The organism is Sphingomonas degradans, from assembly GCF_053502645.1.
The window spans coordinates 2048290-2062448 of sequence record NZ_CP177172.1 but is presented as its reverse complement, the minus strand read 5'-3'; the positions used below and the strand labels follow the sequence as shown (position 1 = coordinate 2062448).

The following is a 14159-nucleotide window of genomic DNA, read 5'->3' as shown; positions in this document are numbered from 1 at the left end:
CCGTTGGCTTGAATCCCTAGTTGACGGCGCGGTCAATCTGCCTCCATCGACGAAGGGACAGGACGTTGCCGATGCGCGACGACAAGCGGAACGGACGTCCTAGCGTGCAGGCTATGGCAGGGGATTGCAATGAGCGAACGGGAGTCGATGCCCTATGACGTCGTCATCGTCGGCGCCGGACCGGCGGGGCTTTCCGCCGCGATCCGGCTGAAACAGCTGGCGAGCGAGGCCGGGTCGGAGCTGTCGGTCTGTATCCTGGAAAAGGGTTCGGAGGTCGGCGCGCATATCCTGTCGGGTGCGGTGATCGATCCGCGCTCGCTGGACGAGCTGCTGCCGACGTGGCGCGACGACGGGTGCCCGCTAGCGCGTACGCCGGTGACCGAGAACCATCATTGGGTGCTGAGCGAGACGGGCAAGCGGGCGATCCCCGAATTCCTGACGCCGCCCTATCTGCATAACAAGGGCACTTACACCGGCTCGCTCGGCAATCTGTGCCGCTGGCTGGCGGACAAGGCCGGCGAGATGGGCGTGGAGATTTTCCCGGGCTTCGCGGCCGCCGAGATCCTGTTCAACGACGATGGCAGCGTGAAGGGCGTGGCGACCGGCGACATGGGCGTGGCGCGCGACGGCACGCACAAGCCCGATTACCAGCCGGGGCTGGAACTGCACGCCAAATACACGTTCTTCGCAGAGGGCGCGCGCGGGCATCTGTCCAAACAGCTGATGCGCCAGTTCGATCTGCGCAAGGATTGCCAGCCGCAGGTCTATGGCATCGGCATCAAGGAATTGTGGGACATCGATCCGGCCAAGCACGTGCCGGGCCGCGTGGTCCACACCCAGGGCTGGCCACTCGACGACGAGACCAACGGCGGCAGCTTCCTGTACCACCAGGCCGATGGACAGGTGGCGTTGGGCTTCGTCGTGTGGCTCGACTACAAGAACCCCTATCTCTCGCCCTTCCACGAGCTTCAGCGTTGGAAGACGCACCCCGAAATCCGCAAGGTGCTGGAAGGCGGCAAGCGCGTTTCGTACGGCGCCCGCGCGATCACCGATGGCGGGTGGCAGGCGGTGCCGAAGCTGGTCGCGCCCGGTGCGGCGCTGATCGGCTGTGCGGCCGGCTTCCTCAACGTGCCCCGGATCAAGGGCACGCATACTGCGATGAAATCGGGTATGATGGCCGCCGAGGCTGCCTTTGCCGCGATCGGCGCAGGGCGCGAGGCGGACGAGCTGACGGCCTATACCGACGCCTATGAAGCCAGCTGGGTGGACAAGGAGCTGCGTGGCGTCCGCAACGTCGTGCCGCTGGTCAAGAAATTCGGCGCGACCTGGGGGACGATGTTCGCCGGCGTGGCGATGTGGATGGAGCATCTGGGGCTGCGCTGGCCCTTCACGATGAAGCACCATCCCGACAACAAAAGCCTGCGCCGCGCCGACCAGTCGAAGCCGATCGACTATCCCAAGCCCGACGGCGTGCTGACCTTCGATCGCCTGTCGTCGGTGTTCATCTCGAACACCAACCATGAGGAGGACCAGCCGGTCCACCTGACGCTGCACGATCCGAACATTCCGATCGACTTCAACCTGCCGGTCTATGCCGAGCCGGGACAGCGTTATTGCCCGGCCGGGGTGTATGAAGTGGTGGGCGAGGGCGAGGACCTGCGCTTCCAGATCAACGCCCAGAACTGCGTCCATTGCAAGACGTGCGACATCAAGGACCCGACCCAAAACATCAACTGGGTGGTCCCCGAAGGCGGGGGCGGTCCCAATTATCCGAACATGTAGCCTCGCACTGGCGGCGGCGCTGCTGAGTTCGGCGGCGCTTGCGCAAAGCGCCCCGGCAGGGCCGGGCGACCCGGCTGCCTATGTCCGGGCGCGCGCCGCCGATGCGGCGGGCGAGGCGGCGCAGGCCGCCGCCGAATATGCCCGCGCGCTTGCCGCCGCGCCGGACGACGCGACCGTGGCCCTCCGTGCCTATCGGCAGGGGGTGGCGGTGGGCGACTATGCGCTCGCCAGCCGTGCGGCGGCGGTGCTGGTGCGGCAGGGCGTGGCGCCGCCGGATGTGGACGTGCTCGCCTTTGCGATTGCCGTTCGGGCGCGCGACAGGGCGGGTGCGCGGCGCGCCGCCGAACGCCTCGCCAAGGGGCCGTTCGCGTTTCTCGCGCCGTCGCTGGCCGCGTGGATCGCGCGCGATGCGGGCGGCGACGGGCTGGCGGTGCTCGACGCGCAGCCCGCCAATCCGCTCGCGAACCGCTATACCCAGCAGCAGCGCGCGCTGCTCCTCATCGCCGCGCGCCGCGTGCCGGAGGGGATGACGGCGCTCGCCCCCCTCCTGGGACCGGGGGATGACGCGCGGGACCTGCGCATCGACGCGGCGACGTTGCTCTACCGCATCGGCGAGCGCGATGCGGCGAACCAGCTGCTGGATTCGGCGCTGATCGATTCGCGGGTCGCCCGTGGCGGCAAGCGCGCGGACCTTGCGTTCGGCGCCTCGCGCCTGTTCCTCGGTCTCGCGGCGGAACTCTCGACCGAGGATGTCGAGCCGCTTTCGGTGGTGCTGACGCGCGCCGCGCTGTTGATGGACCCCGGCGAGGATCGTGCCCGGCTGTATCTGGCCGACGCGCTCTCTCAGGCGGATGCGGCGGCGACCGCTCTCAAGGTGCTCGACGATGTGCGCCGCGACGGGGGCTATGCCCGCAGCGCGGCGGCGGCGCGGGTGGCGGTGCTCCAGCGCGCGGGGCGCCTGCCCGAAGCGCTGGCGCTGGCGCGAACCCAGGCGATGCGGGGGGACGCGACCGCGAGCGATGCACAGCGCTGGGGCGAGCTGCTGGAGGAAGTCGGGCAATTGGACGCGGCGGCGCGGGCCTATCGGCTGGCGCTGTCGCGGACGGGCGGGGCGGCGGACTGGCGGCTCCACTATCTGCTGGGCAGCACGCTGGATCGCGCCGGGGACTGGGACGGCGCCCGCACGGCGCTGCGTCAGGCGGTGGCGCTGGGGGCCGAGGAGCCGCTGGCGCTGGAGACGCTGGGCACCGCGCTGGTCGCGCATGGCGAGGCGCTGGCCGAGGCGCAGGAACTGCTCGAACACGCCGAGAGCATCGAACCCGACAATGCCGGGATCACCGATGCGCTGGGCTGGACCTATTTCACGCGCGGGGACGTGGAGCGCGCATTGCCGCTGCTGGAAAAGGCCGCGCGGGCCGACCCGGCGGGTGTCCGCGCCAACGAGCATCTGGGCGACGCCTATTGGCGGCTTGGGCGGCGATACGAGGCGCGCTATGCGTGGCAGGCGGCGGCGGTGGCGGCGGACGATGTCGCAATGCCGCGCCTTGCCGCCAAGATCGCCCATGGATTGACCCCGAAGACCGATTGATGACGACCGAGATCGCGCACGCCAAGCTCAACCTGGCGCTCCATGTCCGTGCCCGTCGGGACGACGGCTATCACGAACTCGACACGCTGTTCGCGTTCGTCGCGCTGGGCGACGCACTGCACGTCGCGCCCTCCGACGCGGACAGCCTGACGATCGAAGGGCCCTTTGCCGGGGCGCTCAGCGGCGAGGGTGACAACCTCGTAAGCCGTGCGGCGACGCGCTTTGCCGAGGCTTTCGGCGGCGGCGCCCACGCCATTACGCTGGAAAAGCATCTGCCGGTGGCGTCGGGAATCGGCGGCGGATCGGCGGATGCGGCGGCGACGCTGCGCGCGCTCGCCCGGCTGCACGGCGTCTCCGCGCAGGACCCGGGGATGTTCGCGATTGCCGAGGCGCTGGGGTCCGACGTGCCCGCCTGTCTGCTCGGTCGTACTGCGCGTGGGAGCGGGCGCGGCGAACAACTGGCGCCCATTGCCGGGCTGGCGGGAACGCCGGTGGTACTGGTCAATCCGGGCGTCGGTGTCTCCACGGCGCAGGTGTTCAAGGCGTGGGACGGGATCGATCGGGGGGCGATCGGGGAGGGGGCTTTGCTCGATGTCGCGCGTGCCGGGCGCAACGACCTGGAGGCGCCGGCACGGGCGATTGCGCCGGTCATCGATACGGTGCTCGCCGCGCTCGCCGCGCAACCGGGCGTTCTGCTGTCGCGCATGTCGGGATCGGGCGCGACGTGTTTCGCGCTGTTCGATAGCGATGCTGCGGCCGAGGCGGCGGCGCGCGCCGTGGCGCGGCCCGGCTGGTGGTGCGCGGCGACGCAGCTTTTGTGAGCCGTGACAGCGCGCAGACGATCGGGCAGAGCAAGGGCATGATCCACGTCACCCGAAACGGCGCTGTCGCCACCCTGGCCCTGGCCCGTACCGAGGCCAAGAACGCGATGCCGATCGCGGCATGGGAGGCGCTTGCCAGCGCGGTGGCGACGCTGGGCGATGCCCGCGTGGTGATCCTGCGATCGGACGTGCCGGGCATCTTCTCGGCGGGGGCGGACGTGCAGGAATTCGAGCAGCTTCGCGCCGATCCGGCGCTGCGCACGCGGTTCCGGCTGGCGATGCGCGGCGCGATCGACGCCGTGGCGGCGCTGCCAATGCCGGTGATCGCCGCCGTCGATGGCGGGTGCTTCGGCGCGGCGGTGGCGCTGGTGCTGGCGGCGGACATCCGTATCGCCGGCAACCATGCGGTGTTCGCCACCACCCCGGCGCGGCTTGGCTTGGGCTATCCGCAGGAAGACGTCGCCCGACTGGCGGCGCGGGTGGGGCAGGGCGTTGCCGCGCTCATGCTGTTCACCGGCGACCAGCTTGCGCCCGACGAGGCCAAGCGCATCGGCCTTGCCGAACTGCGCGCCAAGGATGCGCGCCAGACGGCCGAGGCGCTTGCCGCGTCCATCGCCGGCAATGCACCAGGCGCCGTCGCGCTGCTCAAGCGGACGCTGCGCAGCGGCGGCGCGGACCCGGCGCTCGACACCGCGTTCGAAGACACGTTCGGCGGCGCCGAGTTCGCCGAGGGACTTGCCGCGTTCCGGGCACGGCGCAAGGCGGTCTATCCGTGAGCGCGCCGGGGGAGATAGTGTCCGGCAGTGCGCAGGACGTGCTGCTGCTGTGCGATCACGCATCGAACCAGGTGCCAGACGACATCGACCTGGGCATCGACCCTGCGCTGCTGGACCTGCATATCGCCGTCGACATTGGCGCGGGCGCAGTGACGCGGGCGCTGGCCGCGCGGCTGGAGGCACCGGCCATCCTCGCCAAGGTATCGCGACTCGTGATCGACCTGAACCGGGAGCCCGACGCGCTGGGCCTGATCCCGCATCGCACCGACGGTCATGCGATACCGGGCAACGACCATGCCGATCGTGCCGAGCGGATCGCGCGCTTTCACGCGCCCTATCACCGGCTGCTGCGCGACCGGATCCGGTCGCAGCGGCCCCGGCTGATCCTGTCGGTCCACAGCTTCACGCCGCGGCTGGAGCATGGCGGCACCGATCGCCCCTGGGACGTGGGCGTCCTCTATAACCGCGACGCCCGCGCGGCGTTGCCGGCGCTTGCCTATCTGCGTGCTGCCGGATGGGTGACGGGGGACAACGAACCCTATTCGGGGCGGCAGCTCAACGCGACGCTCAACCGGCACGGCGAAGGGAACGGCGTGCCGTCGCTCGCGATCGAAATTCGCAATGACCATATCCGCGATGCCGCCGGGGTCGCCCGTTGGGCGGAAATCCTGGTCGGAATGGCAAATTCTTTGCGCAATAGTCTTGCGTAAACCGCGCTGCTTGCGCAATGGCCTGTCGCATCATGACCAACCGCTTCGATAAGGCGCGGCTTCCCAGCCGCCATGTCTCCGTCGGCCCCGAACGGGCCCCGCACCGCAGCTATTATTACGCGATGGGCATTCCCGAAGAGGATATTGCCAAGCCCTTCGTCGCCGTCGCCTCGGCCGGCAATGACAGCGCGCCGTGCAACACCACGCTCGATTTCCAGGCCGATGCCGCGCGCGAAGGCGTGATCGCCAATGGCGGCATGCCGCGCCGCTTCAACACGATCACCGTGACCGACGGGATCGCGATGGGGCACCAGGGGATGAAATCCTCGCTCGTCAGCCGCGAAGTCATCGCCGATTCGGTCGAGCTGTCGGTGCGTGGCCATTGCTATGACGCGTTGGTCGGCTTTGCCGGGTGCGATAAGTCGCTGCCGGGCATGATGATGGCGATGCTGCGCCTGAACGTGCCGTCGATCTTCGTCTATGGCGGCTCGATCCTGCCGGGCCGCTATCAGGACCATGACGTCACCGTGGTCGACGTGTTCGAGGCCGTGGGCAAGTTCGCCGCCGGCAATTGCCCGCTGCACGACCTGACTGCGCTCGAAAAGGTCGCCTGTCCGGGCCACGGCGCGTGCGGTGGCCAGTTCACGGCGAACACCATGGCGTGCGTCGGCGAGGCGATCGGCCTGTCGCTGCCCAATTCCAACATGGTGCCGGCGCCGTACCAGTCGCGCGAGCAGATTGCCGTCGCGGCGGGGCATCAGGTGATGGAATTGCTGGCGCGCAACATCCGCCCGCGCGACATCTGCACGCGCGAGGCGTTCATCAACGCCGCCCGCGTCGTCGCTGCCACCGGCGGCTCGACCAACGCGGCGCTGCACTTGCCCGCCATGGCGAGCGAAGCGGGGATCGAGTTCGACCTGCACGACGTTGCGGATGCCTTCAAATCAACACCTTACATCGCTGACCTTAAGCCCGGTGGCAAGTATGTCGCCAAGGACATGCACGAGGCCGGCGGCGTCTATATGCTGATGAAGACGATGCTCGCGGGCGGATTCCTCGACGGCAATTGCATGACCGTGACCGGCAAGACGCTGGGCGAGAATATCGATCAGGTGACGTGGAACCCGGACCAGAAGGTGATCTACGACGTCAAGGCGCCGCTGTCGCCCACCGGCGGCGTGGTCGGCCTGCGCGGCACGCTTGCGCCCGAGGGGGCGATCGTGAAGGTCGCCGGCATGCACCGGCTCCAGTTCACGGGCCCCGCGCGCGTGTTCGATTGCGAGGAAGAGGCGTTCGAGGCCGTCGAGCATCGCAAGATCAACGAAGGCGAAGTCATCGTCATCCGCTACGAAGGGCCCAAGGGCGGCCCCGGCATGCGCGAAATGCTGTCCACCACTGCCGCACTCTATGGCCTGGGCATGGGCGAGAAGGTCGCGCTGATCACCGACGGGCGCTTCTCGGGCGCGACGCGCGGGTTCTGCATCGGCCATGTCGGTCCCGAAGCCGCAGAGGGTGGCCCGATCGCGCTGGTCGAGGATGGCGACACGATCCGGATCGATGCCGAAGCCGGGACGATCGACCTGGACGTGCCCGAAGACGTGCTTGCGGCCCGCCGCGCCGCGTGGCAGCCGCGCGTCAACGATTACCAGAGCGGCGCGCTGTGGCGCTATTCGCGCACTGTCGGCCCGGCCTATAAGGGCGCGGTAACGCACCCCGGAGCCAGCGCCGAACGCCATGTGTACGCCGATATCTGACACGACGGCCTGGAAGTATAAGGAGAGCGCAGCCCATGGGCTGCGGCACGGGGCGATGCTGGCAATGGTCGGCATCGCCCTGAGCGGTTGCCAGGTCGACGTGCGCGACAAGGCGGCGGAAGCGCGCGAAAAGGCGGGCCGCGAAAAGATCGCCCGCGCCGAGAGCCGGATCGAATGCGTGCCCCCCGGCGCCGCTGCCTATGCCCCCGTCTGCGCGATCGACCGGGTCCAGTCGCAGGACGGGCTGTTCCTGACGCTGCGCCATCCCGATGGCGGGTTTCGCCGTTTGCTAGTCACGCGCGACGGGCGCGGGGTGATCGCGGCGGACGGGGCCGAGCCTGCGATCGTCCGCCCCATCGCCAGCAACCAGATCGAAGTGGCGATAGGCGATGCGCGCTATCGCTTGCCTGCCACGGTGCGACGGCCCAAACCGACGTCATGATACCCGCATCCGCTCCCGTAGTGGCTGCCGCCGCGATGCGCGATGCGGAGGATGCCGTGTTTCGCAGCGGCGTTTCGCAGGAAGCGCTGATGGAGCGCGCCGGCGCCGCCATCGCCCGCGAGACTGCACGCTTTGCCATGGGGCGCCCCATCCTGGTGCTGGCCGGGCCCGGCAACAATGGCGGCGACGCCTATGTCGCGGCGCGGCTGCTCAAGGCGGCGGGACATGACGTCGTGCTGGTCGCGACGGGTGCGCCAAAGGCGGGTGCCGCCGCGCGGATGCATGCGCGCTGGGACGGGCCGACCAGTTCGCTCTACGCCGCCCGGCCGCGCCCGGTGCTGGTGGACGGGCTGTTCGGCACGGGCATGACCCGCCCGCTGGAGCGCGGGCTGGCGGCGGTGTTCGCCGACCTGACCGCGCAGGCGGACTTCACGCTGTCGATCGACCTTCCCTCGGGCCTCGATACCGATACCGGCGAGGATCTGGGCGCCCCGCGTGGGATCAACGCCACGGTAGCGCTGGGCGCGCTCAAGCCCGCGCATCTGCTCGGCGACGGGATTGCGCGCAGCGGCCATGTGATTCTGGCCGATATCGGCATTCCGGTCGACACGCGCTGGCACACGGTCGGGCGGCCGAAGCTGGCGACGCCGGGCATCCATAGCCACAAATACAGCCGCGGGCTCGTTGCGGTGATCGAAGGGGCGATGCCCGGTGCCGCGCATCTCGCTGCCCGTGCGGCGATGGCGAGCGGGGCAGGCTATGTCGTGCTGGCCGGAGACGAACGGAGGAGCGGCGGGCCGGACGCGCTGGTCCGGCGCGGCGTGCATACGACCGAAGATCTGGCGGAATTTCTCGCCTGGGACCGGATCGACGCTGTGGTGATCGGCCCGGGGCTGGGGCGCGACCGGCGGGCGGAGAGCTTTGTGCGCACTGCCTTTGCCACGCAAAAGCCGCTGGTGGTCGACGGCGACGCGCTGAGCCTGCTCGGCACTGCCGCCGCGCAGTGGCTCCAGACGCGCACCGCCGCGACCTGGCTCACCCCGCATTCGGGCGAGTTCGACCGGATGTTCGCGGGCGAGGGGAGCAAGATCGACCGGACGCTCGCCGCCGCGCACGAAACGCGCGCGACGATCGTGCACAAGGGCCCCGACACTGTGATCGCGGGGCCGAAGGGCGATGTTCGCCTCTTGGCGGGCGCCTCACCCTGGCTCTCGACGGCGGGGACGGGCGACGTTCTGGCGGGCCTGTTGGGCGCGCAGGTGGCACAGGGTGGCAAGGGCGTGGCCGCTGCCGAGGCGGCGACATGGCTCCATGCCCGCGCAGCAGGGGTTGCCGGACCCGCCTTCATCGCCGACAGGCTGATCGAAACGATTCCGGAAGCGATTGGTGCATGTCTGTGAGTGAAGATGAAATCGTCCGCGTCGCGGCGCGCGGCGAGGGCGTAACCGAGGACGGGCGGCATATCCCGTTCGCCGCGCCGGGCGACAAGGTGAGCGGCCATGCGGTACTGGTGCGCGGGCCGCATCATCGCGAGCCGCCGTGCCACCATTTCCCCGAATGCGGCGGCTGCCAGCTCCAGCATCTCGACGATTTCGCGTGGAGCGGGTTCATCGTCGATCGCGTGGCGAGCGCGCTGGCCGCGCATGACCTACGCGCCGAAATCCGGGCGCCCTTGCTCTCGCCACCCAACACGCGCCGCCGCGCGACGCTCCATGCCGAGCGGCGCGGGCGCAAGGTGCTGATGGGCTTTACCGAGCAGGGCAGCCACAACCTGATCGACCTGGAGGAATGCCATGTCCTCGCGCCCGAGCTGTTCGCGCTGGTCGCGCCGCTGCGCGGGCTGCTGGCGAAGTTGCTGCCGCTCGCCAAGCGGCGCGTGAACGTACATCTGGCGATGACCGATCTGGGCCCCGACGTGCTGATCGACGGCATGGAGGCCGAAGGGCTGGCAGCGGCGGAGGCGATTACGGCGTTCTCCAGCCATCACGGCCTCGCGCGGTTCGCGATGGACGAGGGGTTCGGCCCCACGGCGCGCTGGGAGCCGGAACCGGCGACGGTCACGCTGAACGGCGTGCCGGTTCCCTTTCCCCCGGGCAGCTTTTTGCAAGCTACACCAGAGGGTGAAGCGGCACTTGTTGAGACGGTGTGTGAAGCCGTCGGTGATGCCCGCACGGTCGCCGATCTGTTCGCGGGACTGGGCACCTTCACCTTCGCCTTTCCCCGCGCGAAGGTTTATGCCGCCGAGGCGGCGCGCGATCCGATCCTGGCGCTGAAGGCGGCGGCGATCCGGGCGCAGCGCCAGATCTTCGGCGACCATCGCGACCTTTTCCGGCGGCCGGTGACGGCGAAGGAACTCAACAATTTCGGTGCTGTCGTGCTCGATCCGCCGCGTGCCGGCGCACGCGAACAGATCATCGAAATTGCCGCATCCACCGTGCCGGTTGTCGCCTATGTTTCCTGCAATCCCAGCACCTTCGCTCGAGATGCCGAGGTTTTGTGCAAAGGCGGCTATCAGCTCGACTGGGTCCAGCCGGTGGGCCAGTTCCGCTGGTCCACCCACGTCGAACTGGCGGCGAAGTTCAGCCGTCAGGGATAATCGGCGCGCAGGAAGTACAGCCCGTCGGGCGGGGCGTTGAGGCCCAGCGCAGCGCGATCGCGCGCTTCCAGTGCCTGCGTCATCTGCTCGGGCGCCCATTTGCCCTGGCCGACGAGCGCGAGGCAGCCCACCATCGAGCGTACCTGGTGGTGGAGGAACGAGCGGGCGGAGGCGAACACGCTGATCCGATCGCCCTGCGCCACCACGTCGAGCCGGTCGAGCGTGCGTAAGGGACTGTCCGCCTGGCAATGCGCCGAGCGAAAGGTGGTGAAGTCGTGGCGCCCGACCAGCCGGTCCGCGCCCGCCTGCATCGCGGCGGCATCGAGCGGCACCGCCAGGCGCCATGCCAGCCCCGCCTCCAGCGTCAGCGGCGCGCGGCGTGTTATGATTCGGTATTCATAATGGCGCGCAACACACGAGAATCGCGCGTGCCAATCGTCCGGAACTTCGACGCAATCGAGGATCGCGACGGGCGCCGGGCGGACGCGGGCGTTGAGCGCTTCCATCAGCCGGAACGCCGCGATCGGCTTGGCGATGTCGAGATGCGCGCGCATCCCCAGTCCGTGCACCCCGGCATCGGTGCGGCCCGCGGCATGGACGATCGTGCGTTCGCCGGTGATGGCGAAGGCGGCGTCCTCGATCGCCTGCTGGATGCTGGGGCCATGGTCCTGCCGCTGCCAGCCCATGAACGGACCGCCGTCGAATTCGACCGTGAGCGCGAACCGCGTCAAAGCTGAGTTCCCTTCGGAATCGCAAAGCCGCGCAGCAACTCGTCCGGGGCCATGACGCCACGCCCAGCGCGCTGGACGCGCAGCGGGCGGATCGCCCCCGCCGCACAGCCGATCGTTAGGGCATCGTCCAGCACCAGCCCCGAGCCACTGCCGTCCACGACCTGCGCCGCATGGACGCGCACGCGCTCGCCGCCGATTTCGAAGAAGGCGCCGGGCGCGGGATTGAACGCGCGGACCTGTCGTTCGACTTCCACTGCGCTGCGCGTGAAATCGAGCCGCGCCTCGGCCTTGTCGATCTTGGGTGCATAGGTGACGCCCTCTTCCGGTTGTGGGACCGGCGGATAGGCGTCCGGGTCGGCCAGCACCTGCACCATCAACCGGGCGCCCATCGCCGCCAGTTCGGCGGTCAGGTCGCCGGCGGTCTTGCCGTCCACAGGGGTACGATCCTCGAGTCGCACCGGCCCGGTGTCGAGCCCGGCCTCCATCTGCATGATCCCCACGCCCGTTTCGGCATCGCCCGCCAGGATCGCGCGCTGGATCGGCGCCGCACCCCGCCAGCGCGGCAACAGCGAGCCGTGGACGTTCAGGCACCCCATGCGGGGCGCGTCGAGCACTGCGCGCGGCAGGATCAGGCCATAGGCAGCGACCACCGCGACATCGGCCTCCAGCGCCGCGAATGCCGCCTGTGCCTCCGCATCGCGCAGCGTCAGCGGGGTGCGGGTCTCGACGCCCAGCGCCTCCGCACGCGCCTGGACCGGGGAGGGCGTCAGGCTCTTGCCGCGCCCGGCGCGCCGGGGCGGCTGGCTGTACGCCGCGAGGAGAGTGTGGCCCGCCTGTACCAGTGCATCGAGCACCGGGACGGCGAATTCGGGTGTTCCCATGAAGATGATCCGCATGCGGCCTCTCAACCGCTTGGCAGGCGTGGGCGCAAGCCCCTATGTCTGGCGCATGGCATCCCCCGAAATCGAAGCGCTGACCCAGGCCCTGTCGCGACTGCCCGGACTGGGGCCGCGATCCGCGCGCCGGGCGGTGCTCCATCTGCTCAAGAAACGCGAGACGGCGCTCGAGCCGTTGCTCGCGGCATTGGGGGCCGTCAGCGCGCGGCTGGCGACCTGTTCGGTCTGCGGCAATGTCGACACGCATGATCCCTGTTCGATCTGCGCCGATCCGCGCCGCGATGCGCGATCCTTGTGCGTGGTGGAGGAAGTGGCGGACTTGTGGGCGCTCGACCGGGCGCGGTTGTTCCCCGGCCGCTTTCATGTGCTGGGCGGTCGCCTGTCGGCGCTGGAAGGCGTGCGGCCCGAGGATCTGCGCGTCGATAGCCTGGTGCGCCGGATCGCCGAGGGCGGCATCGACGAAGTCGTGCTGGCGATGAATGCCACGCTGGAGGGGCAGACCACGGCGCACTACATCGCCGAGCGGATCGAGACCTATCCGGTGCGCGTGACGCAGCTTGCGCATGGCCTGCCGGTGGGGGGCGAACTTGACTATCTGGACGAAGGCACGCTGGCCCAGGCGCTGCGCGCGCGGCGGCCGGTCGCATAATTGCCATTGGGGGTGACCCCGGCTAGGGGGACCGCCGCACACCGCGCCACGGGCGCTGTTTCACGCCTCCCTTGCAGGGACGCCAGCCGAGAATTAAATTACCGCCATGGCCATTCTACCGATTGTCGAGATTCCCGATCCGCGCCTGCGCACCATCTCCACGCCCGTCGCGGAGGTGAACGACGAACTGTGCGCGCTGATCGCCGACATGTTCGACACGATGTACGACGCGCCCGGCATCGGCCTGGCCGCGATCCAGGTGGGCGTGGCCAAGCGCGTCGTCGTGATGGATTTGCAGGAAGAGGAAGACGAGGAGGGCAAGGCGATTCGCAACCCGCGCGTCTTCATCAATCCCGAGATCCTCGATCCTGCCGAGGAACTGTCGGTCTATACCGAAGGCTGCCTGTCGGTGCCGGACCAGTTCGCCGATGTCGAGCGCCCGGCCCAGTGCCGCGTCAAGTGGCTGGACGAGCAGGGCAACGAACATGACGAAGTGTTCGAGGGGCTGCTGGCGACTTGCATCCAGCATGAGATGGATCATCTGGAAGGCGTCGTCTTCATCGACCACCTCTCGCGACTGAAGCGCGAGATGCTGCTCAAGAAGCTGGCCAAGGCGCGCCGCGCCGCCGCCTGACCGCGGTTATTCGGCCTTTGCCGTCTCCACGCCCGGCGACGTGTAGGTCGGGATGATGTCGCGAATCCAGGCGCGCTCGCGGAACCACTTGGTGACGATGTACTTCGTGCCTTCCAGCACGCGCATCCCCTCGTGCAGCGTTTCGTAATTGGGCGTGCCGTCGGGCGCCATATTGTTCCAGATGACGAGCAGCCGCCGCTTGGGCTTGAACCGGATGCCAGCGCGGGGGAACCAGGTGGCGCCGCCTTCGGGTACGTCGTTGAGATAGGCCATGGCGGTCCAGGTGCGCTGGCCGCCGGTTTCCACCATGCGCGGCCAATAGTCGCTGGTTTCGTGGAAATAGTCGCAATGTGCGCGGAATTGCTGGTTCATGGCATAGCGCTGGCCCTGAAGCGTTTCGGCATTCTCGCCGGGGATGCCGAGCAGGTTCGCGATCCGCTGGTCGATCGTCCAGATCGATTCGTCCCAGCGGTACAGGTCGCTGCTGCTGCTGGTGCGGTATTCCGGGTCCTCGCTGGTGGCGAGCAGGGTCGAGGGGCGCGAATTGCTGTCGATCAGGCGGATGAGCGTGTCGCATTCCGCGTCGCTCAGGAAATCGGGATAGGTGTACATTTGCGCACCCTCCACCTTGGCGCGGCGGACCGCCGGGTTCGCGTCGAGGCGGGCGGCCACGTCGCGGCCGATCTTCGCGCGGGCAGGGGAGGCGCTGCCCGAGATTTTGCCGATATTCTTGCTCACGCTCCGCGAAATCGCGCGCGGCGGCGCGGAATGCAAGAGCCT

14 protein-coding genes are annotated in these 14159 nt (G+C 69.0%); 11 read left to right on the top strand and 3 right to left on the bottom strand.

What is annotated here, in order from left to right; all coding sequences use genetic code 11:
* Positions 1 to 129: 129 nt before the first annotated feature.
* The 9 genes from ACG3SL_RS09175 (at position 130) to ACG3SL_RS09135 (ending at position 10469) form a co-directional block, all read left to right on the top strand.
* Entirely contained in the window at positions 130 to 1782 is a 1653-nt protein-coding gene (locus ACG3SL_RS09175; RefSeq protein WP_448664826.1) for an electron transfer flavoprotein-ubiquinone oxidoreductase, read from the top strand.
* A gap of 175 nt (positions 1783 to 1957) precedes the next feature.
* The gene (locus ACG3SL_RS09170; protein WP_448664825.1) at positions 1958 to 3370 is read left to right on the top strand and encodes a tetratricopeptide repeat protein; all 1413 of its coding nucleotides are present in this window, start codon (positions 1958 to 1960) and stop codon (positions 3368 to 3370) included.
* Positions 3370 to 4191, top strand: a complete 822-nt coding sequence (locus tag ACG3SL_RS09165) for a 4-(cytidine 5'-diphospho)-2-C-methyl-D-erythritol kinase (RefSeq protein WP_448664824.1) — start codon at positions 3370 to 3372, stop codon at positions 4189 to 4191. The genes ACG3SL_RS09170 and ACG3SL_RS09165 overlap by 1 nt, the downstream gene beginning before the upstream one ends.
* On the top strand, positions 4188 to 4967 hold the full coding sequence (locus tag ACG3SL_RS09160; RefSeq protein ID WP_448664823.1) for an enoyl-CoA hydratase/isomerase family protein: 780 nt from the start codon (positions 4188 to 4190) through the stop codon (positions 4965 to 4967). The genes ACG3SL_RS09165 and ACG3SL_RS09160 overlap by 4 nt, the downstream gene beginning before the upstream one ends.
* Positions 4964 to 5677, top strand: a complete 714-nt coding sequence (locus ACG3SL_RS09155; protein WP_448664822.1) for an N-formylglutamate amidohydrolase — start codon at positions 4964 to 4966, stop codon at positions 5675 to 5677. The genes ACG3SL_RS09160 and ACG3SL_RS09155 overlap by 4 nt, the downstream gene beginning before the upstream one ends.
* 32 nt (positions 5678 to 5709) lie before the next feature.
* A complete protein-coding gene (gene ilvD, locus ACG3SL_RS09150) occupies positions 5710 to 7431 on the top strand; it encodes a dihydroxy-acid dehydratase (protein WP_448664821.1) in 1722 nt (573 codons plus the stop codon).
* 55 nt (positions 7432 to 7486) lie between these two features.
* Positions 7487 to 7873: a hypothetical protein gene (locus ACG3SL_RS09145; RefSeq protein ID WP_448664820.1), complete on the top strand. Its 387-nt coding sequence runs from the start codon at positions 7487 to 7489 to the stop codon at positions 7871 to 7873.
* Positions 7870 to 9273 carry an NAD(P)H-hydrate dehydratase gene (locus ACG3SL_RS09140; RefSeq protein ID WP_448664819.1) on the top strand — a complete coding sequence of 468 codons (1404 nt, stop codon included), beginning with the start codon at positions 7870 to 7872 and terminating at the stop codon, positions 9271 to 9273. The genes ACG3SL_RS09145 and ACG3SL_RS09140 overlap by 4 nt, the downstream gene beginning before the upstream one ends.
* Positions 9264 to 10469, top strand: a complete 1206-nt coding sequence (locus tag ACG3SL_RS09135) for a class I SAM-dependent RNA methyltransferase (RefSeq protein ID WP_448664818.1) — start codon at positions 9264 to 9266, stop codon at positions 10467 to 10469. Before ACG3SL_RS09140 ends, ACG3SL_RS09135 begins: the two co-directional genes overlap by 10 nt.
* On the opposite strand, the gene truA is transcribed toward ACG3SL_RS09135, so the two are convergent.
* Entirely contained in the window at positions 10460 to 11200 is a 741-nt protein-coding gene (truA, locus tag ACG3SL_RS09130) for a tRNA pseudouridine(38-40) synthase TruA (RefSeq protein WP_448664817.1), read from the bottom strand. The genes ACG3SL_RS09135 and truA overlap by 10 nt on opposite strands.
* Entirely contained in the window at positions 11197 to 12096 is a 900-nt protein-coding gene (gene fmt / locus ACG3SL_RS09125; RefSeq protein WP_448664816.1) for a methionyl-tRNA formyltransferase, read from the bottom strand. The genes truA and fmt overlap by 4 nt, the downstream gene beginning before the upstream one ends.
* A gap of 52 nt (positions 12097 to 12148) precedes the next feature.
* On the opposite strand from fmt, the gene recR reads away from it, so the two are divergent.
* Positions 12149 to 12745 carry a recombination mediator RecR gene (recR, locus tag ACG3SL_RS09120; protein WP_448665102.1) on the top strand — a complete coding sequence of 199 codons (597 nt, stop codon included), beginning with the start codon at positions 12149 to 12151 and terminating at the stop codon, positions 12743 to 12745.
* A 106-nt stretch (positions 12746 to 12851) separates the two neighbouring features.
* Positions 12852 to 13379, top strand: a complete 528-nt coding sequence (def, locus tag ACG3SL_RS09115) for a peptide deformylase (RefSeq protein ID WP_448664815.1) — start codon at positions 12852 to 12854, stop codon at positions 13377 to 13379.
* Positions 13380 to 13385: 6 nt separating this feature from the next.
* Here def and ACG3SL_RS09110 read toward each other — a convergent pair whose 3' ends face one another.
* A complete protein-coding gene (locus ACG3SL_RS09110; RefSeq protein WP_448664814.1) occupies positions 13386 to 14117 on the bottom strand; it encodes a 2OG-Fe(II) oxygenase in 732 nt (243 codons plus the stop codon).
* Positions 14118 to 14159 lie beyond the last annotated feature (42 nt).